Origin of the sequence: Emergencia sp. JLR.KK010 (assembly GCF_037018265.1) — a bacterium.
GTDB classification, from domain to species: Bacteria; Bacillota; Clostridia; order Peptostreptococcales; family Anaerovoracaceae; genus Senimuribacter; species Senimuribacter intestinalis.
Genome location: NZ_CP143550.1, coordinates 1,222,455 through 1,240,023, shown reverse-complemented (window position 1 = coordinate 1,240,023; position 17,569 = coordinate 1,222,455). Strand labels below are relative to the sequence as shown.

The following is a 17,569-nucleotide window of genomic DNA, read 5'->3' as shown; positions in this document are numbered from 1 at the left end:
CTCATTCTCCTTTTAATCCAAAAGATTTTCTGATAGACTCTATTACGGCCATTGTTGCTTTTTCTACGTTTGAATAATGCGGTCTTAATTTACACTCGCTGCTGTAACCATCGCATTTCAGCCCAAGTGCGTAAGCATTTCTACAAATTCCACCTTCTGATGCCATACATTTATTCATTTTTCTTCTCCTTTCTTTAAGTAAAATGGGCAATGGTGATAATTTATGCAGTTCCTTTCTTCCCGAATCTCCAATAGCACGTTTGGAAAAGTATTTCTATCAAATCTCGCAGATTCCATGCCGTCCTCTATCGGACATCCTCCGTTTTCTAAGAATTCGGGAAATCCATCGTCTTCCCGCTCCTTGTGGAATCTACACCCGTTGTCACAATAGTTCTGCCTGAATACTTCATATTCAGTTCCGTTACTGAATGGCTTTGCTCTTAGATAATACATTGCTCATTCTCCCTCTTAAACCCTCTCTATCATCTGTGTCATAATCTGCTTTAGGGCGCATCGCATTTTTTCTGCCTGCTCGGTGTTCTCGCTTTCCATGCTTTCGATCGACTCCACACAGCTGCCAAATGCTTTCTGCAGCTGGTCTGCATATGCTTTAAAGGTCGCCACTTCGGTATTGGAATTGTTGGCCAGTTTTCGAGTCAAACGGTCAATTTCCTCGGCGGCCTGTTGGTTGCTTTCCTGCAGCAGGCGCAGGTCTTCGCTGACCTTTGCCTTTGCGTCCTCTTCCGCTTTTGCCCGTGCCTCGGATGCCGCCTTTTCTTTTTCCGCATCTACGGATTCTTTCAGCTTCTTGGATTTCTCCTTTTCCTTGGCCAGCTTGTCCTGCATTTTCTGCAGTTCTGCTTCCTTTTCGGCAAGGACTGCAGGGTCCGCCGCCGGCTGGCTGGCAAGCTCGGCTTTCAGGCGGTCGATTTCCGCTCTAAGGTCTGCCTGCGCCTGCGCTCCGTTTTCCGTGACTGCTTCCAGTTCCGTCTCGATACCTTGTTTCTCCTCTTTTAAACGCTTGATTTCATCCTTCAATTCTTTTACAGTCATGTCAGGCACTCCGGGATTCTCCATGACCTTTTCAACCACCTCTTCCGGCGCAGATAAAAGTGCCCAAACCTTTGAAATTCCAATATCCGCAAATATGTGCGGATTTGCAAATACTCCACATTTCCCATCTCTTTCTTTTGCCAACTTCATCATATTTTCAGCTTTTCTTTTGCTGAACTTTAGGTTTTCACTACACCATTCTTCCCACCCACCATGTCCGATTCTTTTTTTGATGATAATCAAATTTTTACCTGCTTCTGCCGCCAACTCAATCCCCATCTTTCCCAGTAGTTCCATCTGACTCCAATAGAGATTGGCTCCGTTTTTTAATTCTTCTGTTGTCAAGTTTTCCAAGTCTGCGATTTCTTTGTATTCTACATCAATAATTTGTTCCATATCTTCTCCTCTCTGCCTATATGGCATCATTTTGCAAGTCCAAGCATTTCCAGTGCGTACTGGTAGCCTTGCTTGAATCCTCTTCTTTCATATTCAAATCCCACTGCGGTTATTGCGTCATCGATTTCAAAGAATAGCTTGTGATTTATTCTTTGCACTGGCTCTAAGAGCAAATAACACTCGTTGCAAGCAGCCTTTGTTTCTTCGTTCTCCTCCAGCTCTTCAAAGTAATCTCCATAGAAATAATCGTCCAATCTCTTTTCTAATTTCTCGTTCATGATTAACCTCCCGTTTTAGTGCTCATTTTGAGCACTATCTTTTTTAACGATTATAGTGTACAATTTGAGCACTGTCAAGAATATTTTTTGGAGGTCTTTTATGTTTGGCAAGCGTCTTAACTATATTCGCAAGAAAAGAGGTGTCACCGCTCTTGAAATGTCTGAGTACTTATCTATGGGGTTACGAGCCTATCGAAATTACGAAAGCGAAGATAGATTTCCCCCATTTCCTGTTTTGATAAGGATTGCAGATAAGTTGGACGTTTCTATCGACTGGCTCCTTGGCCGGGATGAGTGGCTTCATTCTCACGGAGTTTTCGTTGATGAATATTAAACAAATCCTCAAGCTTATCCCAGTACTCTATTCCACCGAGCCGCTCTCCGCTTTCCAGTGCTTTGTAATATCGCTCATGAATGCCCAAGTGCTCGGCGACTTGCGCTTGTGTCAGCCCTGCATCTTGCCGGGCTTTTTTCAATATTGCTCTCATAGTTTTACGCTGCTGGTGCAGCTGCTCCTTTCTGCTTTCTTTTCACAACTTCCTCTAGCCAACGCTCGGCAAAGGCATCCACTTCGATTCCTGCGTCGCGGTTGCCTTTTCCTCTGCATTGCGCTATTTCGCCGTCTCTAAATTCCAGCGTTACAAAGGACTCGTCCGGTGCTTCGCACTTTCTGATTACGAAAATGCTGGTTTTCCCATTGGCCGCCCTCTCTGTGTAGCTGGCAACGCAGTTATTGTTATTTGCGCCTTCTTCCAAAAACTCTGCTGCGCTCCTGAGTGGTCTGATTAGATAAGTACCGTCGGACCAGCTCAGTTTTTCGAGTTTTTCAACCTGTTTCGCGAGTTTTTCATTTTTTGCCCGTACTTCTTCCTCGTATTCTTTTTTCTTCTTTTCTCTCAGCTGCGCAGAGGCTCGTTCATGGGCCGCGGTGAAGTCTTTTGCATAAAGGTAATAATCTGTTTCAGGGTACTTAAGTTCTCTTATCTGCCCAATGTAGTCTTTATATCCACCTAATACAAGTCCTCTGCTGTACCCATAAATGCCGTGACCGCAGTACGGTCTATTGTCTTGATATAGCTTTTCTAAGTACCTTGCGGTTTTTAGCGGATCCATACCTTTCAAGCTTACGCCCCACTGCGTCGTTGTCACAAAAGGACCGATATCGTCGAAGAAGGCAAAAAAGTCTTCCATGTCTTTTTTCCGGATTTTCTTATGATACTTCTTGATGTGCTTGTAGGCTGCAATGTGATCGACGTCAAACAGCTTCCACTGTCTCAGCTTGTCTATGTCCTGACTGGTAATGCCAAGCACGCCGGGCAAATCATTTCTGCGCCAGTTCGGTCGCAGAAACGTACTTGCGCCGTAGATTAAGCCGCTTTCTATCTCGCCCAACCCCGCTTTTTTCAGGTATTCCAGCTGCGGGTGCTTTGCATTCACTGCCAGGCGCTTTACCAAAACATTGATGTCCGGTCTGCTGTCCTGCTCTATTTCTATTCCTGCGTACCGCAGAAAGCTTTCCCTGACCGCTCTTGCCATACTCTCGTGTATATGGGGCCTCATTCTCGTGGTCTCTGCGCAAATGTGCACATTGTTACATTTGAACCAGCTTTTTCCCCATTTTGTATAGGCGGTTTGCTCACTCTTTGCAATCTTGACCGTCTCTGCTGTATAAATTCTCCCCTTCAATTCTTTCAAATCAGCAAAGCTACTCTGCTCGTATTCGTAACAGGCGTAAAGGACGTTGATGTATAGGGAATCAGTCTTTACATTTCCTACTGCCACTGCATTGTCTATGAATACATTTCTTGTGTGCGGGTTCGCTTTTCCTTCATGACCGCACAGCGGACAGGTTATGAATTCGTCCGCTGTGAATCTCTCCATTACATGCACCGTCCTTGCCTTTGGGATGGATTTTCCCGGATTCACATAATCAAAGTACTCTCCGCAGGAAATGCAAAAGGCCCGCTTTTTAAACCGGTCATAAATAATCGGGTGGCGGATAGAGGTATGTGCATACTTCTCAATTCCCTTTGGCAGCACAATGTTCCAAGGGTTTTTCTTCATTTTCAAAACTTCGTATTTCATGGCCGCCTCCTACAGTAAATCTGTAATGTCGATTACGTTTTCGGCAATTTTTCTTAAATCCGTGCAGGTAATTCCGTAATAGTCTCTGATGATTTCAAAGCCTTCCTCATTCGGAATGTACGCACAGCCATTTTTCTGCCTACTCCTGGCCACTTCTTTCATCTTCTTAAAGCAGTCTTCCAGTTTCTTGTCGTCTTTTAGGATTTTCTCCGCAACTGCGTCATTGCAAATTGAGGTTAAATACTCTTCAAAAGGGATTAGGTATTCTTTCCCTTCGCATTCTGCCGTAATCTTGGCGATGGCGTCATCTGTTTTCTTGCTCATTTCTTCCTCCTAATTTCAGCATGTACATGACCTGCTGCAGTTCGCCGTAGGTCATGTGCTTTTCTTTTGCCAGCTGGTTCTTTTCTATCAGGGTGAGTTCGTTCCACATCTTGCAGGCGGTTTCTACTGCTACTTGGTAGTCCCATAGAAAGCGCTGGGCATTCTCAATGGGAATCCGGATCGCGCCGGTGGTCGTTACAACGGCAATCTCTCTCGGCGAAGCGGCATAGCATCTGCTCCTGCCGCTTTGTATGACTTCACAGCCGGCTTCTTTCGCACGCCGGCAAAATTCTTTCAGGTTGATTTTTTGATTCAAATTCATTGCTTTTCTCCTCATTTTGTGGTAAATTAGGAATAGGTATTGCAGTACCTACTCAACGGCTTGACTCGCTTTTGCGAGTCTTTTTCTTTTTCTCATGAAGCAGGTTTTGTTCCCGCATGGCCAGTGCCCACGTTTATAGCATTTTACGTGCAGCGGGCACGCTGGACATTCTCTGATTCTTTTCCATAGTCTTTTCATTGTCTCCTCCTATTCGCAGCCGGCGCCATAAAGGAGCAGCCACAAGGTAATGATTGGTGATGCGGTAATCAGCAATGTGCATACCGCATATATGTAGGCTGCTGCGTCATATTTCAGTGCCAGCTTTTTTAGTTTCTTCATCTCGTTTTCTCTCCCATTCTCGCTTCTGTCCATGAAGCCAGCTTGTTTCTCTTTCGATTTTTTCCGCGATCCAAGGCTTGTCGTTTTGGTAAAAATGCTTAATCTGGCGTTCCTTAACCGCAATCTGTCTGCTGAGTTTTTCGATTTCGCCGCGGTAATCCGGTTTCGGATTGTATATATGATACCTGCATGGGTACAGTATCGCGTTATGCTCGTAATATGTACATTCCATGCAGCACCTGGTACAGACCGGCTTTCCGCCAAATTGCGGACACTGCCGGGCTGCATGATAATCAAGATTTCCACATTTTGGACATGGTATCATTTTGGTGTCAACTCCTGTATGTAATTTCTGCCGATGAGCCGCATCCAGCTTTCCAAGGCATCTTCTTCGCTTGCTCCTTCGTCTATTAGGCGGTCAATGTATGCTCGCTCGTAGGTTTCACGCCACTTCTGGCTCTCTGCTTTTCCCCTCAAGGTGGATTTATGTATTTCATCATGCCTTTCGTTGCAAAGATCTACCTGGAATCCGTGGTCCCGACTAATTTCTCTTTTTGCACTTCCATAAAATACTTCGTGTCGTTCTGCGTAAGGTCTGCCGGTATAAAAGCAAATGCGCTCTGGTTTGTCTTTCCAGCCGTTGTACTTTTTCTTCTCTCTTACCGCACGGTCCATTTGTTCTACTGCATATAGGTAGTATTTTTCGTCTATCATGCTTCTGCTATCTCCTCTCTGGTCGCGGTTCGCTTAATCCTGTACTTTTCCCCTGCGTTCCAAATCGTTACTTTGGAACTCTCAAAATCAAAGACGGCTTTGTAGCAGTTACCGTTTACGATTTCAGCGCCTGCACGTTTAAGCAATTTAACCTGCTCGTCTGTCAGCTGAGATAGTGCCTTCTTTTCGTTTTTTCTCGAGATGAAATTGATGTTTGCCATCAGTCTTGCTTTGATTTCTTCCAATTTCGCACCGCCGCAGGAGCAGTCCTTGCTCACCTGCTCATCTGCCGCGTCTTGACTTTCTTCCATAATCAGCTTTGTTTCTCCGCAGTATTTGCATGTTCCCTGGTATGTATCCATCAGTAGACCTCCTTTATAATTTCTTTTAGTATGGCTCCATTGCTATATCCTGTTACCAGTACTCTCTTAGCGCCACCTGTTTCCCAGGCGATTCCAACATATTCGTCGTAAACTTCGCCGGCTTCGTCTTGCATATCAAACTTGTATATGAGGCTGTCTACCATGCTATTTTTATCCAGACTCAAAAGCGTTTCTATACCTGTAACAAAGCGAGACTTTTCTTCAATCATTTGTGCTGTTTCTACTTGCATATTTTCTCCTTTCGCAGCGCCGAAGCTTGTCCAATTTTCTTACGGCGCTGGCGGTGTGATTTTCTTGGCATAGCTTCAGTTCCTTTTTCTGTTGTTAATTTCTCTCTTCACTTCATCGGGCAGACTATCCCAGCACCGGCTCATTATCTCGCTAAGTGAATCAGATATCTTTAGCTCGTTAAAATATGTAACATCTCCCGAGTCGTGAACGACTTTATACTTGTATCCTTCTAAGTCTGAGACAGTTCTGACCATGGTTTCCCTCCTTTCTTTATCGTATGAGCAAAGAACTTTGTCCTATGCTTCAGAGTACTACCTTGCTCGTGTATTTATCGCAGACATTATCCTGACTCTACGATTGTGATACTAGACCACTTTGATGTCATATCTCGTTTAATACGACTTTTATCATATACAATGTTGCAATTGCTTTGGATTTTGTGATATAATCTCTAACGAATAAGCGTAACTCCTTATTCAGCAAATATACCAATGGCGGCGGAAAGTGTGTAAATATATTTCTGCCGCCAAAACCCTTTCAGGCTCATACGAAATCGACAACTTTAGGAAATCCACCACTCTCATCTCTTCCTTTTTGCGTCAATATGTACCTCATTTAATTCATACAGCTTTACGGTTTGTCCTATGCGCTTTACTTTTAATCCGGTCAACCTTCATCTCCAAGCTTAACTGTAATCCCCAATAACTTTAATGCCTTATCCATCATGTTAATTGATATCCCTCGTTCGCCCCTAAACCAGTAATGTACTAGTCTCGTTGAGCACCCAAGTTTTTTAGCAAAATCACACTTTGATATTTCTCTTTCTTTCAGGCAGGTTTCTATTTTTAATAAAATTTCCTTTTCTTTTTCCATATTCACTTGACCTCTCTTCCAAATCTCTTTATACTATATATAGTGAACATGATGTTCTAGCGTTCTATACTTAGTCATAAAGGAGAAAAAATAATGAATAACAGTTGCTTTGTAATCATGCCGATCGGTGATCAGACAATTAATGGTGCTACCGTCACGGCTGCAGATTTAAAGAAGAAATATGATTTTATCATCAAGGAAGCTGTTCAAAAAGCTGCTCCTGATTTATCTGTTATTCGCGCCGACGAAGAGTTAAATCCAAGCTCAATAAGCAATGATATCTTTCTTAAGTTAATGCATTCTACATATGTCATTGCTGATATAACCTACCCTAATCCGAATGTGTTTTATGAACTTGGAATCAGGCATGCTATAAGCCCTCGCACAATTTTAATTCGAGAAAAAAGTGCGCAAAGTATCCCTTTCGATATATCACATTTAAGATATATTGAATACACTCAAGATCCCGACGGGATGCACAATCTAGCGGAACAATTAAAGCTACGTTTCGATTTTTATGCAAAAAATCCCGATAAGCCTGATAATCAATTTCTTGAGTTGTGTTCTTTTACCAGCTTTACCCCATCCGTATACGAGCACTCAGCGCCAACAAACCAAGAAGCTCTTGGTGATCTTCTTATGCTCTTAATTAATAATCCAAATTTGTTTGCAACAATAACTGATGAATCATTATCTGAAGGAGAACAACAGTTAAAATTCATTCAAGAGCTAGGTAAAGATCCTGATGCTTCAAAGAAATTAATTTCGATATTGGTAAGTTCCGGAATGCTCAAATAGTTTATATGACTTGATTCCTTAACATTTTCAAAAGTTTAGAAATTCCCAACAGCACCTCTCCCTGCAGCATCATTTTCTGGATTTGAATGATGCTGTTATCCGTTTTAAGCCACAGAAGTACCTCTTTTCCTTCTTTTGTCTTCTCCAGCTCGGCTACCATATCAGTAATAATATCTTCCATAGCGTTTCACCTCCCTCCTCAAATTCTCTTTCGTTTTGCTTGTCCGATTCTCCGCTTTGTTTTATAATGGATACACAGACTATCGCCGGTATTTTCGTCGGAGGGGCTATTACCATTGGTGTACAATTATTAACAGGTTAATTGCCAGTAAAGAGACCGTTATCGTATTTCCAAGGGCTGACCAAGCAAATGTCCTTAAAGTCTTGGTAATTAAATGTACCTGCTTTTCTATGTGCATATTACTTTCTTTAAGCCGCCTGATTTCTTTCTCAAAATCCATTCCTTCGCCTCCCTTCTCAAATCTTCGATAGGTATTTGATTTCCGCATCAAATACAGTCTGTACAGCGTTCTCAAGCTTAGAATAACTCTCAGACAATATTGCGTTTTCTTCGGCATCTATATTTTTCTGATACGACTCTGCAAGTTCTCTTCTAAACTTTGAGAGTGTTTCAATTCTTTCCATTGCCTTGATTTTTATTGCCACGTTCCTGTTCACACGTTTTCGCCTCCCTCTTTAAAAATTCCTTTTTACCCTGCGTCTTTTGTTTTTGTAAAAACTTTTTCCGGTCCGCCTTTCTCCCTTATGCTTGTTCGCAATTTATAGCTATGATATAATTTCCTTATCAATACCAAGGAGATTATTATGGCATCCATCAAAGATCAGGAAAAACTTCTCAATTCTCTCATTCATCAGAACGACCTTGAAATATCTGATGAAACATTAGAATATCTTCGCAATCCTACTACGCCAGAAGGGGCAAAGCTGGATGCGCTTATCGACTTAATGTCTAATACGATGCGTTCCCTAGAGGAAACAAACAAGCGACTTGATGTCCAACATCAAGAACACATTGAGAATCAACAAAAAGCCGAAGTTTGGCATGAAGACGATTTAAAGCGCTACGAGAATGACTCTGCACGATTAAAATCCGAATCACGCAAATCTTGGCTTAATATCGTACTTGTAGCCGCAACTCTTGCTGCAACTATTTACACAATTATCCATTAAGCAATTTTGTGATGATTTCGTCTCCCACGTGTATCAAAAGCGCTATGCTAAGCACGTTAATGCAAATCCTTAGTAGGTGATTTGATTTCGTCAAGTCGTCTACTTTCATTTTGATTTGCCTGATTTCTTTCTCAATATCCATTCCTTCACCCCCTTCTCAAATTCTCTTTCATTTTACTTGTCCGATTCCCCGCCTTGTTTTATAATGGATACACAGACCATTGCCGTGGTCGAGTAGTTAAGAAAGGAGAATGCAAATGGCAAAATATGATTCTTTTGTTTATACAGGTCAATGCCCATATTTAAAGTCGCCTCAAAGTATTCGTGTCGAAACATCTGAGATTCATATCCTTGGTAATCTCAGCCCCGGCTACAAAAAGGTGGGATATTTCTGCGACTACTCAGAAGATTGTCCACACCTTGATGAATACGGCAGATGCCCTGTATTTATCTCGGCTCCCAACGAACCACGCTAAATTCTAAATCTGATGGTTTTGTATTGCCGACTTTTGAAATCCAATCTCCGCCGCAGTCTAACCAGTACTTGCAGTCTGAGCATGGTTCTCCAAAGTCGGCTATTTTTCTATCCATAGCTTGTCTATGAAAACTTTCTAAATGGTTCCACAGGCAGTACATAGATTTTTCCGGTATGTTCAATTTGCTTTCACCTTCCTCTTCAAACCAATTCGTTTACAACAGTAAACTTTTATATTAAAAAAACTTCACTAACCTCTTTTCCCACAGATTTAGCAAGCGCCGACAACGTGCTTAACTTCACATCGATTTTCTTTTGGGTTTCAAGAAATGAAATTGTCGTTCTTGCCACTCCTGACTTTTTAGCCAATTCATCTTGTGTCATACCCTGTTCTTCTCTGCACTTTTTCAAAATATTTTCCATTTCGTTTCCTCCTTTTGTCTTAGTTTACGACAGTAAACTAATTTTGTCAACTACTTTTTGTTTAATATCGTAAACTTTTTTCTTGACTTTATAAAATTCAATTTGTATAATGTAGTAAACAAATGAAAGGTGATATTTATGAAACTTGGTGAATTTATACATAACTATAGAGTAGAGAATAAGCTTACCATGCAAGATTTTGCTAATAGGTCGGGTTTGAGTAAAGGGTATATCTCTATGCTTGAAAAGAATCAGCACCCGCAAAGCCGCAGACAACTCACTCCATCATTAGAAACATATCAAAAGATTGCCATTGCTGCTAATCTTTCGCTCGATGAATTGATTTCTGTACTTGATGGAAATGAAATGGTTTCTCTATACAGTGATACCGCTTCCGAGAGCGGCGAATCTTACTCAATCACTTCTGATATTGTCGCTTTGCTACAAAGTGAATCCGTTGAAATCCAGCAGGACGCACTCGCACTCATGGAATGTTTTGTAAGCTGCGACACATATAGCAAAGGTAGGCTACTTGCATATGCACAGGGACTAAATCATAGTTCAATTGATAATGATTACGAAGAAATACGGCAGGAAGTAATAAAAGCACGGGAAGAGCGAAAACGCAAAGGTCGTGAACAATTAGAAGATTGTGCGCCCGTCAAAGAATCAGTTTAGCTTATTTTCGAATTAATTCCTCTGCAGATATGTAATTTCTGCAAATGAATTAAAAAATAATAAAAATTAATTTAGCCCCCTCTTCTCTTGCTGTGTTGTAAATAATGAGATCTTCTACTTTATCATAAACTGCCAATAAATAGGTGTGCTTTAAATCTTTATATTGCCTTTTCATAACTTGCCCTCTCTTTTTAGATTACGGGCACACGATTATAAGTATATGGGATTAAGATCTATTTTGATAGTACCCATTTTCGGAGGCTAGTTTTTAAAAGGTATTGTATGAATTAGATTGATGACAACAAATCTTTAAGTTACAAATCGGAAATTATGGAGGAAACATTTATGAAAATATTTAAGACTATACTATGTATTATTTTTAGCATCGAAGTACTACTAGCTATCACCCTGTTTCTCGTTAATCCTGATGTAATGTATGTAGTAATTGGAATAATTTTCGCTTTTCTTGCATTCTGGTCTTTCAAGAGCTCACGCAAACACAAGAAAAAAGGACATCAAAATAATAACGAAAGTCTTAATCTCGACAGCGCGATTAAAGACCTTTCAACTGAGATAGCCGGCAAGATTCAGTTCGCAACTCCTGAATTAACCGAGCAGCAGCAAAGGGATTATGAAGCAGTTAAAGAAGCGGAAAGAATGTCATCAAATCCAAAATTTCACCGTACGTTTGAAGAAGAGGAATTATCCTTTGATTTTGAGGAAAAATGGGGTAGCCAAATTCACTTCTTAGAATCTGAGATGCAAAAAAAGTACAGTGCAGCCGCTCAAGCACAAGATTACGACACTGCAATAGATTTAGCCAAAGAAGCTTTGACACTATACCAAACCCTTAAGACATTCTGCTATCAAAAAGGGAAAGGCGGTGAAATTTATTTTCAGGACATATGGGAATATATGCACAACTCAGATAGTGAAGTATTCTCTTATAAAGATACTATCGATAGGCGCATAGCATATTGGGAAGAAATGAGAACGCTTAAAGAAGAAACTTTATCATTAATCGCATCTAAACGCGGAGAACTTCTCCAAAAAGATATTTACAGCTTACTGCCCTCTCATAGCAAAAATAATATCCAGAAAATTATTCGTGAATTAGAATCCGATGGATTAATTCATCGAGAGAAAAAGGGTTCGACTTATCTACTTATTGCCAAGTAACTCAAATAGCGCTCCAAGGTAGATACACGATTATAAGTATATGGGATTAAGATCTGTTTTGATAGTACCCATTTTCGGAGGCTAGTTTTTAAAAGGTATTGTATGAATTAGATTGATGACAACAAATCTTTAAGTTACAAATCGGAAATCATGGAGGAAACATTTATGAAAATATTTAAGACTATACTATGTATTATTTTTAGCATCGAAGTACTACTAGCTATCACCATGTTTCTCGTTAATAATGAACAAAGAAAATCCTGATCAGCCCATAAACGAAGCTGGTCAACCGCTATAACAAAATCAAAACGCACCTACGGCAACCTGTAACAATTCTTGGAAAAGTTGTCGAGTTGAGGTCGAAATTTAAAAAAAGTATTATGAAAATTGGAGGAATATTATGGGCAATTTTTTCTTTTTTGATAATGAAAAAATGGATAAAAAGATAGAGCAAAGTAAGATTTTACTTTATGCAACAGACGAAAGCAATGTACACGTTTCTGTTGCCTTTTATGAAGAAACCTTTTGGCTTACTCAAAAAGCTATGGCAGAACTATTTTCAGTAGACATCTCAACAATTAATGAGCATTTAAAAAATATCTTTGCTAGTGATGAACTAGATCAAGATTCAACTATTGGGAATTTCCCAATAGTTCAAAAGGAAGGAAATAGAACGGTTCATCGCACTTTAGCATTCTACAATCTAGATGCAATTATAGCTGTTGGTTATCGTGTCAACTCAAAGGCCGCCACACAATTCAGAAAATGGGCAACATCAACCTTAAAAGAATATATCATCAAAGGGTTTGTTCTAAATGATGAAATGCTAAAAAATGGAAAACCATTTGGCAAGGATTACTTCGATGAGTTGTTGGAAAGAATTAAAGAAATTCGTGCCAGCGAGAGACGGTTTTATCAAAAAATCACTGATATCTATGCCCAGTGTAGCTGCGATTATGATCCTCACAGTGAGATAACCCGAACGTTTTTTAAGACAGTGCAAAATAAGTTGATTTTTGCTATTACAGGTGAAACCGCTCCTGAATTGATCAGTCATAGAGCAAACTCAGCAAAGGATCATATGGGGTTAACCACTTGGAAGAATTCGCCTGATGGGAAGATTTTGAAATCAGATGTTACAATATCTAAAAATTATTTATATACTGAGGAAGCTTCCGGACTTAATGATATCGTCAGCATGTACCTTGATTATGCAGAAAATCAAGCTAAGCGACAAAAACTAATGACAATGAAGGATTGGGTAGGTAAGCTTGACAGTTTTTTGGAATTTAATGAATATGATATTTTAACCAACGCCGGTAAAGTTTCCAGGAAGGTTGCCGATGATTTAGCGCATAAGGAATTTGAGAAATTTAGAATAAAACAAGATAAAGATTACATTTCAGATTTTGATCGTGCAACACAAAAACTACTCAAATAAGTCTTCCTTACCATTTGCAGGAAACGCTATTTGGCGTCTCTAAACTCATTATTTAGAAGCATTTTTATACGCCCCCTGCTGCAACAAAGGAGACCCCACATGAAACCAATGGAACTATGGAACACATACATGTACCTGCGCAAGTCCAGGAAAGACGAGCAGCACCTCGATGAACCCATCGAAGTGACTCTTGCCCGGCACCACGATACCCTGAACCGGCTGGCAAAGGCGAAAAGCCTGAACGTTGTCAAGGTCTATAAAGAAGTGCAGACCGGCGACAGCATCGCAGTAAGACCCATGATGCTGGAACTACTTGCCGACATCGAAGAAGGACTTGTCGATGCGGTTCTTGTCATGGACATCGACAGACTTGGTCGCGGTGACCTGCAGGATCAGGGCTACATACTGAATCTCTTCAAGAGGAAACATGTTCGCATCATCACGCCTGACAAAACCTATGACCTTTCCGATGAGACAGACGAAGACATGTTCGACTTCAAGGCATTTTTCGCCCGAAAAGAGCTTGTCACCATCAAGCGCCGTTTTGCCCGCGGAAAACAGGCAAGTCTCAACGCCGGCAATTATATTGGCACTAATGCCCCGTTCGGGTACCGCAAGGAAAACAAAACCCTTTGCATTGTGGAAGAGGAAGCCAAAATCATAAAGCTGATGTTTGACCTCTACGTAAACAAAGGCTACGGCGATACCCGTATCGCCCGGTACCTAAAAGACCACGGCATAAAAAACCATAATGGAGCAGACTGGCAGCGCACCACCATTCGCAGGATTCTCAACAACCCTATTTACATCGGAAAAGTCGCATGGAATAAGCGGGATTTCACCTATAAAGACGGGCGCCGCGTTGGCAGCACACTGAAATCCATCGAAGACTGGAATATTTACGAAGGTAAACACGAGGGCATCATCGATGAAGAAACATTCTGGAAGGCGCAGGACCTTGCCAAAGAGCGCATCGTACCGCACATCTATTCTCGGAACCTGAGCAATCCCCTTTCCTATCTTATCAAGTGCAGTGCCTGCGGTCGCACCATGAGTCAGCGCTCTTCCACCAAGAAAAAGCCTACCCTGCGTTGTTCTCAAAGCTGTGGAGGTGTAATGTCCACTTACATAGATATCGTCGAAGAGCGGCTCATTTCGCAGGTCAGAGACATACTCGAAGGTCTGCATTGGAAGTACCGCGACATTGACCCGGCAGCTGAACTGGAAGAAGAGATTGCCCTTACCTCGCAGGTCATCGAAAACGCCAGGAAAGAAATTAAAAAGCTGATGGAAAAGCGCCAGCGTCAGTATGACTTACTGGAAGAAGGAACTTACACCTCGGAAGATTTTCTGCAGCGTGGAAAAGTAATCGCTGCTGCCACGGAAAAAGAGTACGCCCTCATCAGCGAAGCAGAAGAGAAAATAAAGATACTGGAAGAGAAAAAACTACATTCCGAAAACACACTGCCGAGAATCACCTCCGCAATGGAATTTATCGACCACGTTTATGAAAATCTGGATCCGCAGCACAAAAATGAGTTTTTATGCGGTCTCATCGACTACGTTGTGTACGATAAGCCAAAAGGCTCTAATCCGCTAGATTTCAAGCTTGAGATACATCTCAAGTTATAAAAAATGCCTGTGGTGGTAAACTAGAGCGCATATAGGTATGCGCGCTGTCGCAACAGTGATTATGAATCGCGCTACAATAGATTACGGTGAGTTTGCCCGCGTTAGCAATGGCGGCGACATTCGCGCCATCATTTTACAGCAGGGGCAGTTTGTATGTCTGCGCGAGTCTATAGGCGGCACTTACAACAGGCAAAATATTTATAATATGACCCCGACACAAGAGCATTATGATATTGTAGACTGGGCAATGGGCGGCGGCAGGCTGCCCGGTGTGGATGGTTCTCTATTCTTTCACAACCCTTACAGCCCAACCTGTCCCACCTATTTCCCTACAAATGTGGGCGTGATTCATAACCGAATCGGTGATCACTGTTTTTATCTTCCAACTTCCTATTATGCCAATACTTAATGACAACCGAATCAAAAATCGACATTCCTATGTTATAAAAATTTAAAGCGAGGTAATTTATATGGCAACATTATGTAATGCAAAAAGCGGATGCGGTAACGTGTCCCTGCAGCCAAAACCAATAGATAACCATGATATCAATTTTGTTCCCGCACCAATTATTACTTACCCTCAAATGACAAATTGCACCAATCACCCATACACACCGCAGCAAATGCCCGGCACTTCAAATTCTCCTACCTTTCCTGGGATTGTCGCTTCAACCGTGCCAATGCCAGGTACACAAGCAGTAAATCAGAGTGGTGCAGAAACGCAGGCACCTTCCATTATTCCTGCTGCCGAAGGATCTTTCGAAACCATTCCAGGTCAGCCGGATCCTCCGGCGCTTTTCACAAATGCTAACGCAGATACTGGAAGAGTTACTTCGTCTTCCGCAACGGGCAGCACGCAAACACCAAGCAGCAGTAGTGTTCCTCCAAGTATTCTTCCTGAAGCCCCGCAGTTTCAAGTACCTAATAATCCCCTCCTTCCGCCAGGCTATCAGGAGACAATCGATTATGAAAATCTTCAGTACTTAAACGGTTTTCTCAGAACACAGATTGGAAAGTATATGCGTGTTGAGCAGCTGGTAGGTTCCAGCAACGTTGAAGACCGATACGGTTACCTTATCGGCGTCGGCGTCAACTACATTCTGCTGCAGGAAATCGGCACAGGTAACGTCAGTGCAATCGACTACTATAATATTAAATATGTCTATATTTATTACGCAACCCCTCAACTGCCTTATTTCAGATAAATAACTCTGTACCCCGCAGATGGAAAGTTCCAAAAGACTTTCCATCTGCTTTTTTCATTAAAATATGCGAGGATAAAACCAGCAGAATCTGTCTAATTTTCCTCAAACTTGTACATGAAATTTTTAGCAAGAATATTGCATTTTTCTTCCATAAGGGGTATAATTTTTATGAAAAAAATCAATTAAGAATATGAAAGGACACAATAATGAGAAAATCAAAATTAATCAGTCTCACTCTGGCACTGGCTTTGGTTTTATCCACAGTATTTGCCGGAACAGAGAGCGTATTTGCGGATACTGTAACGCTTCCTGAAGGAAACATTACATTACAGGGAGCTCCTTTCCAGGATGCCGCTAAGTTCAAAGCTGCAGACGACACAACAGAGTTAACTCCGGTTGTTGCACAGAATTTAAACACTGTTGCAGACAAAGACCTGAATATGTATACCACCACGGAATATACAAGTCAGGCAATTTATTATGCGGTAGAAATTCCAAAAGCAGGAAACTTTATCTTTGATATTTTATCTGTCGGCGATACTAATGTCTATCTGTACGAAGACCTTAATGACTCATATATCGACGCACGCCGCATTGCTGCTGCTGAGACAACAGACGACGTTCAGACTTTCTCCGTGCAGGTAAAGAAAGCTGGTACTTACTACTTAGTATTCGAGGCTGCTTACGGTAGTGCACAGAGCGCTTTCACTGTAACTTATGCACCAGCAAAAACAACCACCAGCAGCTCAACACTAAAATCCAACAAAGACTTCTATGCCTCCGTATCAGGAAGCGGTTATCGCTACTATAAAGTTACTACCGTAGGAAATAGAAAATTAACAATTTCTTTCCCTTGGGGCGATGGAACCAATTCAAAATATAAAGTGAAAATCATGGATTCCAAAAAGAAAAAGACCCTGAGTGGCGTTACAACTGTAAGCTCCTCTATCGATTATACTACTTTTGGCGCTGTTCCAAAGGGAACCTACTATGTAGCTGTTTCTACCGCTACTGATTCTTGCTACAGCATTAAGGTAAAACAGACAAAGGTGACCGAAAACAGCGGAAGCAGCAAATCAAAAGCAAAAAGCATTTCTAAAGGCGGAAAGAAAAAAGGTCTGGTTACCGCAACCCAGTCTAAGACTTCTGCTGACTGGTACAAGATTAAAGTCAACAGCAATCAGGCAGTAAACTTAGATGTTTATACAGAAACCGGCGGTTCTGGCGGAATCAAGATTACCGTTTACAGCGGTTCCAAGTCTATGGGATCTTCCGAGTTTTATAACGGAAGCAGTCCAGATTCCTATTCAGGCAGATTAGAGCTTTATACTACAATCAATGGCGTTCATATGGGATATCTGCAAAAAGGAACCTACTACATCAAGGTTACCAAATACGGTTCTGGTAATGGTTATTACGAAATTCAGTGGAAATAATCCTAAATTAAAAAACAGTATGCCAAAAGGGCTCCAAGTGGAGCCCTTTTCTAATAGGTAATGTTTAGTTTCCGCAGTTGCAGAAAATGATTACTAACAGTAAGAAGAAGAAC

Annotated in this window: 31 protein-coding genes; 11 read left to right on the top strand and 20 right to left on the bottom strand. The window is 41.4% G+C overall.

What is annotated here, in order from left to right; genetic code table 11:
* Position 1: 1 nt before the first annotated feature.
* The 4 genes from V1225_RS05865 to V1225_RS05850 are packed head-to-tail and all read right to left on the bottom strand — an operon-like array spanning position 2 to position 1,727.
* Positions 2-178, bottom strand: coding sequence for a hypothetical protein (locus V1225_RS05865; RefSeq protein ID WP_338547811.1), 177 nt, complete (start codon positions 176-178; stop codon positions 2-4).
* Entirely contained in the window at positions 175-453 is a 279-nt protein-coding gene (locus V1225_RS05860; protein WP_338547809.1) for a hypothetical protein, read from the bottom strand. Before V1225_RS05860 ends, V1225_RS05865 begins: the two co-directional genes overlap by 4 nt.
* A 15-nt stretch (positions 454-468) precedes the next feature.
* Complete coding sequence (locus tag V1225_RS05855) at positions 469-1,449, bottom strand: DUF3102 domain-containing protein (RefSeq protein WP_338547807.1); 981 nt, start codon at positions 1,447-1,449, stop codon at positions 469-471.
* Between the two features lie 26 nt (positions 1,450-1,475).
* Positions 1,476-1,727 carry a hypothetical protein gene (locus V1225_RS05850; RefSeq protein WP_338547805.1) on the bottom strand — a complete coding sequence of 84 codons (252 nt, stop codon included), beginning with the start codon at positions 1,725-1,727 and terminating at the stop codon, positions 1,476-1,478.
* A 100-nt stretch (positions 1,728-1,827) separates the two neighbouring features.
* Here V1225_RS05850 and V1225_RS05845 point away from each other — a divergent pair, with 100 nt between their 5' ends.
* On the top strand, positions 1,828-2,061 hold the full coding sequence (locus V1225_RS05845) for a helix-turn-helix transcriptional regulator (RefSeq protein ID WP_338547803.1): 234 nt from the start codon (positions 1,828-1,830) through the stop codon (positions 2,059-2,061).
* Here V1225_RS05845 and V1225_RS14740 read toward each other — a convergent pair.
* The 11 genes from V1225_RS14740 to V1225_RS05795 form a co-directional block, all read right to left on the bottom strand.
* The gene (locus V1225_RS14740; protein ID WP_350339727.1) at positions 1,994-2,215 is read right to left on the bottom strand and encodes a helix-turn-helix transcriptional regulator; all 222 of its coding nucleotides are present in this window, start codon (positions 2,213-2,215) and stop codon (positions 1,994-1,996) included. The two genes, V1225_RS05845 and V1225_RS14740, sit on opposite strands and share 68 nt — an antisense overlap.
* Positions 2,216-2,219: 4 nt before the next feature.
* Positions 2,220-3,812 (bottom strand): PcfJ domain-containing protein, encoded by a 1,593-nt coding sequence (locus V1225_RS05840; RefSeq protein ID WP_338547801.1) that lies wholly within the window; start codon positions 3,810-3,812, stop codon positions 2,220-2,222.
* A gap of 9 nt (positions 3,813-3,821) precedes the next feature.
* On the bottom strand, positions 3,822-4,136 hold the full coding sequence (locus tag V1225_RS05835) for a Cas9 inhibitor AcrIIA9 family protein (protein WP_338547799.1): 315 nt from the start codon (positions 4,134-4,136) through the stop codon (positions 3,822-3,824).
* On the bottom strand, positions 4,117-4,458 hold the full coding sequence (locus tag V1225_RS05830) for a hypothetical protein (RefSeq protein ID WP_338547797.1): 342 nt from the start codon (positions 4,456-4,458) through the stop codon (positions 4,117-4,119). Before V1225_RS05830 ends, V1225_RS05835 begins: the two co-directional genes overlap by 20 nt.
* A gap of 207 nt (positions 4,459-4,665) precedes the next feature.
* Positions 4,666-4,797, bottom strand: a complete 132-nt coding sequence (locus V1225_RS05825) for a hypothetical protein (protein WP_338547412.1) — start codon at positions 4,795-4,797, stop codon at positions 4,666-4,668.
* Positions 4,763-5,122 carry a hypothetical protein gene (locus V1225_RS05820; RefSeq protein WP_338547795.1) on the bottom strand — a complete coding sequence of 120 codons (360 nt, stop codon included), beginning with the start codon at positions 5,120-5,122 and terminating at the stop codon, positions 4,763-4,765. Before V1225_RS05820 ends, V1225_RS05825 begins: the two co-directional genes overlap by 35 nt.
* Positions 5,119-5,511, bottom strand: a complete 393-nt coding sequence (locus tag V1225_RS05815; protein WP_338547793.1) for a hypothetical protein — start codon at positions 5,509-5,511, stop codon at positions 5,119-5,121. Before V1225_RS05815 ends, V1225_RS05820 begins: the two co-directional genes overlap by 4 nt.
* Entirely contained in the window at positions 5,508-5,873 is a 366-nt protein-coding gene (locus V1225_RS05810; protein WP_338547791.1) for a hypothetical protein, read from the bottom strand. The genes V1225_RS05815 and V1225_RS05810 overlap by 4 nt, the downstream gene beginning before the upstream one ends.
* Complete coding sequence (locus V1225_RS05805; protein ID WP_338547789.1) at positions 5,873-6,124, bottom strand: hypothetical protein; 252 nt, start codon at positions 6,122-6,124, stop codon at positions 5,873-5,875. The genes V1225_RS05810 and V1225_RS05805 overlap by 1 nt, the downstream gene beginning before the upstream one ends.
* Before the next feature lie 75 nt (positions 6,125-6,199).
* The gene (locus tag V1225_RS05800) at positions 6,200-6,379 is read right to left on the bottom strand and encodes a hypothetical protein (RefSeq protein ID WP_338547787.1); all 180 of its coding nucleotides are present in this window, start codon (positions 6,377-6,379) and stop codon (positions 6,200-6,202) included.
* Positions 6,380-6,791: 412 nt separating this feature from the next.
* On the bottom strand, positions 6,792-6,998 hold the full coding sequence (locus V1225_RS05795; RefSeq protein WP_251616169.1) for a helix-turn-helix transcriptional regulator: 207 nt from the start codon (positions 6,996-6,998) through the stop codon (positions 6,792-6,794).
* A 93-nt stretch (positions 6,999-7,091) separates the two neighbouring features.
* Here V1225_RS05795 and V1225_RS05790 point away from each other — a divergent pair, with 93 nt between their 5' ends.
* Complete coding sequence (locus tag V1225_RS05790) at positions 7,092-7,796, top strand: hypothetical protein (RefSeq protein WP_251616167.1); 705 nt, start codon at positions 7,092-7,094, stop codon at positions 7,794-7,796.
* Position 7,797: 1 nt separating this feature from the next.
* Here the strand turns inward: V1225_RS05790 and V1225_RS05785 are convergent, their stop codons facing one another.
* From V1225_RS05785 to V1225_RS05775, 3 genes are all read right to left on the bottom strand, one after another.
* Positions 7,798-7,977: a hypothetical protein gene (locus V1225_RS05785; protein ID WP_251616165.1), complete on the bottom strand. Its 180-nt coding sequence runs from the start codon at positions 7,975-7,977 to the stop codon at positions 7,798-7,800.
* 109 nt (positions 7,978-8,086) lie between these two features.
* Positions 8,087-8,257 carry a hypothetical protein gene (locus V1225_RS05780; RefSeq protein WP_338547783.1) on the bottom strand — a complete coding sequence of 57 codons (171 nt, stop codon included), beginning with the start codon at positions 8,255-8,257 and terminating at the stop codon, positions 8,087-8,089.
* A gap of 16 nt (positions 8,258-8,273) precedes the next feature.
* Entirely contained in the window at positions 8,274-8,474 is a 201-nt protein-coding gene (locus V1225_RS05775; RefSeq protein ID WP_160202432.1) for a hypothetical protein, read from the bottom strand.
* Positions 8,475-8,621: 147 nt separating this feature from the next.
* On the opposite strand from V1225_RS05775, the gene V1225_RS05770 reads away from it, so the two are divergent.
* On the top strand, positions 8,622-8,987 hold the full coding sequence (locus V1225_RS05770) for a hypothetical protein (protein WP_338547781.1): 366 nt from the start codon (positions 8,622-8,624) through the stop codon (positions 8,985-8,987).
* On the opposite strand, the gene V1225_RS05765 is transcribed toward V1225_RS05770, so the two are convergent.
* Positions 8,977-9,129: a hypothetical protein gene (locus V1225_RS05765; RefSeq protein ID WP_160202430.1), complete on the bottom strand. Its 153-nt coding sequence runs from the start codon at positions 9,127-9,129 to the stop codon at positions 8,977-8,979. The two genes, V1225_RS05770 and V1225_RS05765, sit on opposite strands and share 11 nt — an antisense overlap.
* Positions 9,130-9,244: 115 nt before the next feature.
* Here V1225_RS05765 and V1225_RS05760 point away from each other — a divergent pair, with 115 nt between their 5' ends.
* A complete protein-coding gene (locus V1225_RS05760; protein WP_160202429.1) occupies positions 9,245-9,463 on the top strand; it encodes a hypothetical protein in 219 nt (72 codons plus the stop codon).
* 230 nt (positions 9,464-9,693) lie between these two features.
* On the opposite strand, the gene V1225_RS05755 is transcribed toward V1225_RS05760, so the two are convergent.
* Complete coding sequence (locus V1225_RS05755) at positions 9,694-9,885, bottom strand: helix-turn-helix domain-containing protein (protein WP_338547427.1); 192 nt, start codon at positions 9,883-9,885, stop codon at positions 9,694-9,696.
* 138 nt (positions 9,886-10,023) lie between these two features.
* Between V1225_RS05755 and V1225_RS05750 the strand changes: the two genes are divergently transcribed.
* The 7 genes from V1225_RS05750 to V1225_RS05720 all read left to right on the top strand — a co-directional run bounded on the left by V1225_RS05750 (position 10,024) and on the right by V1225_RS05720 (position 17,456).
* Positions 10,024-10,563 (top strand): helix-turn-helix transcriptional regulator, encoded by a 540-nt coding sequence (locus tag V1225_RS05750; protein ID WP_338547778.1) that lies wholly within the window; start codon positions 10,024-10,026, stop codon positions 10,561-10,563.
* 345 nt (positions 10,564-10,908) lie between these two features.
* Positions 10,909-11,742: a hypothetical protein gene (locus V1225_RS05745; protein WP_338547776.1), complete on the top strand. Its 834-nt coding sequence runs from the start codon at positions 10,909-10,911 to the stop codon at positions 11,740-11,742.
* A gap of 400 nt (positions 11,743-12,142) precedes the next feature.
* Positions 12,143-13,183, top strand: coding sequence for a virulence RhuM family protein (locus V1225_RS05740; RefSeq protein ID WP_338547774.1), 1,041 nt, complete (start codon positions 12,143-12,145; stop codon positions 13,181-13,183).
* Positions 13,184-13,282: 99 nt separating this feature from the next.
* Positions 13,283-14,815: a recombinase family protein gene (locus V1225_RS05735; RefSeq protein WP_338547772.1), complete on the top strand. Its 1,533-nt coding sequence runs from the start codon at positions 13,283-13,285 to the stop codon at positions 14,813-14,815.
* 37 nt (positions 14,816-14,852) lie between these two features.
* Positions 14,853-15,224: a cell wall hydrolase gene (locus V1225_RS05730; RefSeq protein ID WP_160202423.1), complete on the top strand. Its 372-nt coding sequence runs from the start codon at positions 14,853-14,855 to the stop codon at positions 15,222-15,224.
* A 61-nt stretch (positions 15,225-15,285) separates the two neighbouring features.
* A complete protein-coding gene (locus V1225_RS05725) occupies positions 15,286-16,020 on the top strand; it encodes a hypothetical protein (RefSeq protein WP_251632438.1) in 735 nt (244 codons plus the stop codon).
* Positions 16,021-16,226: 206 nt separating this feature from the next.
* Positions 16,227-17,456: a hypothetical protein gene (locus tag V1225_RS05720; protein WP_251616151.1), complete on the top strand. Its 1,230-nt coding sequence runs from the start codon at positions 16,227-16,229 to the stop codon at positions 17,454-17,456.
* The last annotated feature ends 113 nt before the right edge of the window (positions 17,457-17,569 follow it).

Coding starts and splice junctions, on each gene's coding strand:
- V1225_RS05865 (WP_338547811.1), bottom strand. CDS start 178: ATGAATAAATGTATGGCATCAGAAGGTGGAATTTGTAGAAATGCTTAC.
- V1225_RS05860 (WP_338547809.1), bottom strand. CDS start 453: ATGTATTATCTAAGAGCAAAGCCATTCAGTAACGGAACTGAATATGAA.
- V1225_RS05855 (WP_338547807.1), bottom strand. CDS start 1,449: ATGGAACAAATTATTGATGTAGAATACAAAGAAATCGCAGACTTGGAA.
- V1225_RS05850 (WP_338547805.1), bottom strand. CDS start 1,727: ATGAACGAGAAATTAGAAAAGAGATTGGACGATTATTTCTATGGAGAT.
- V1225_RS05845 (WP_338547803.1), top strand. CDS start 1,828: ATGTTTGGCAAGCGTCTTAACTATATTCGCAAGAAAAGAGGTGTCACC.
- V1225_RS14740 (WP_350339727.1), bottom strand. CDS start 2,215: ATGAGAGCAATATTGAAAAAAGCCCGGCAAGATGCAGGGCTGACACAA.
- V1225_RS05840 (WP_338547801.1), bottom strand. CDS start 3,812: ATGAAATACGAAGTTTTGAAAATGAAGAAAAACCCTTGGAACATTGTG.
- V1225_RS05835 (WP_338547799.1), bottom strand. CDS start 4,136: ATGAGCAAGAAAACAGATGACGCCATCGCCAAGATTACGGCAGAATGC.
- V1225_RS05830 (WP_338547797.1), bottom strand. CDS start 4,458: ATGAATTTGAATCAAAAAATCAACCTGAAAGAATTTTGCCGGCGTGCG.
- V1225_RS05825 (WP_338547412.1), bottom strand. CDS start 4,797: ATGAAGAAACTAAAAAAGCTGGCACTGAAATATGACGCAGCAGCCTAC.
- V1225_RS05820 (WP_338547795.1), bottom strand. CDS start 5,122: ATGATACCATGTCCAAAATGTGGAAATCTTGATTATCATGCAGCCCGG.
- V1225_RS05815 (WP_338547793.1), bottom strand. CDS start 5,511: ATGATAGACGAAAAATACTACCTATATGCAGTAGAACAAATGGACCGT.
- V1225_RS05810 (WP_338547791.1), bottom strand. CDS start 5,873: ATGGATACATACCAGGGAACATGCAAATACTGCGGAGAAACAAAGCTG.
- V1225_RS05805 (WP_338547789.1), bottom strand. CDS start 6,124: ATGCAAGTAGAAACAGCACAAATGATTGAAGAAAAGTCTCGCTTTGTT.
- V1225_RS05800 (WP_338547787.1), bottom strand. CDS start 6,379: ATGGTCAGAACTGTCTCAGACTTAGAAGGATACAAGTATAAAGTCGTT.
- V1225_RS05795 (WP_251616169.1), bottom strand. CDS start 6,998: ATGGAAAAAGAAAAGGAAATTTTATTAAAAATAGAAACCTGCCTGAAA.
- V1225_RS05790 (WP_251616167.1), top strand. CDS start 7,092: ATGAATAACAGTTGCTTTGTAATCATGCCGATCGGTGATCAGACAATT.
- V1225_RS05785 (WP_251616165.1), bottom strand. CDS start 7,977: ATGGAAGATATTATTACTGATATGGTAGCCGAGCTGGAGAAGACAAAA.
- V1225_RS05780 (WP_338547783.1), bottom strand. CDS start 8,257: ATGGATTTTGAGAAAGAAATCAGGCGGCTTAAAGAAAGTAATATGCAC.
- V1225_RS05770 (WP_338547781.1), top strand. CDS start 8,622: ATGGCATCCATCAAAGATCAGGAAAAACTTCTCAATTCTCTCATTCAT.
- V1225_RS05765 (WP_160202430.1), bottom strand. CDS start 9,129: ATGGATATTGAGAAAGAAATCAGGCAAATCAAAATGAAAGTAGACGAC.
- V1225_RS05760 (WP_160202429.1), top strand. CDS start 9,245: ATGGCAAAATATGATTCTTTTGTTTATACAGGTCAATGCCCATATTTA.
- V1225_RS05755 (WP_338547427.1), bottom strand. CDS start 9,885: ATGGAAAATATTTTGAAAAAGTGCAGAGAAGAACAGGGTATGACACAA.
- V1225_RS05750 (WP_338547778.1), top strand. CDS start 10,024: ATGAAACTTGGTGAATTTATACATAACTATAGAGTAGAGAATAAGCTT.
- V1225_RS05745 (WP_338547776.1), top strand. CDS start 10,909: ATGAAAATATTTAAGACTATACTATGTATTATTTTTAGCATCGAAGTA.
- V1225_RS05740 (WP_338547774.1), top strand. CDS start 12,143: ATGGGCAATTTTTTCTTTTTTGATAATGAAAAAATGGATAAAAAGATA.
- V1225_RS05735 (WP_338547772.1), top strand. CDS start 13,283: ATGAAACCAATGGAACTATGGAACACATACATGTACCTGCGCAAGTCC.
- V1225_RS05730 (WP_160202423.1), top strand. CDS start 14,853: ATGCGCGCTGTCGCAACAGTGATTATGAATCGCGCTACAATAGATTAC.
- V1225_RS05725 (WP_251632438.1), top strand. CDS start 15,286: ATGGCAACATTATGTAATGCAAAAAGCGGATGCGGTAACGTGTCCCTG.
- V1225_RS05720 (WP_251616151.1), top strand. CDS start 16,227: ATGAGAAAATCAAAATTAATCAGTCTCACTCTGGCACTGGCTTTGGTT.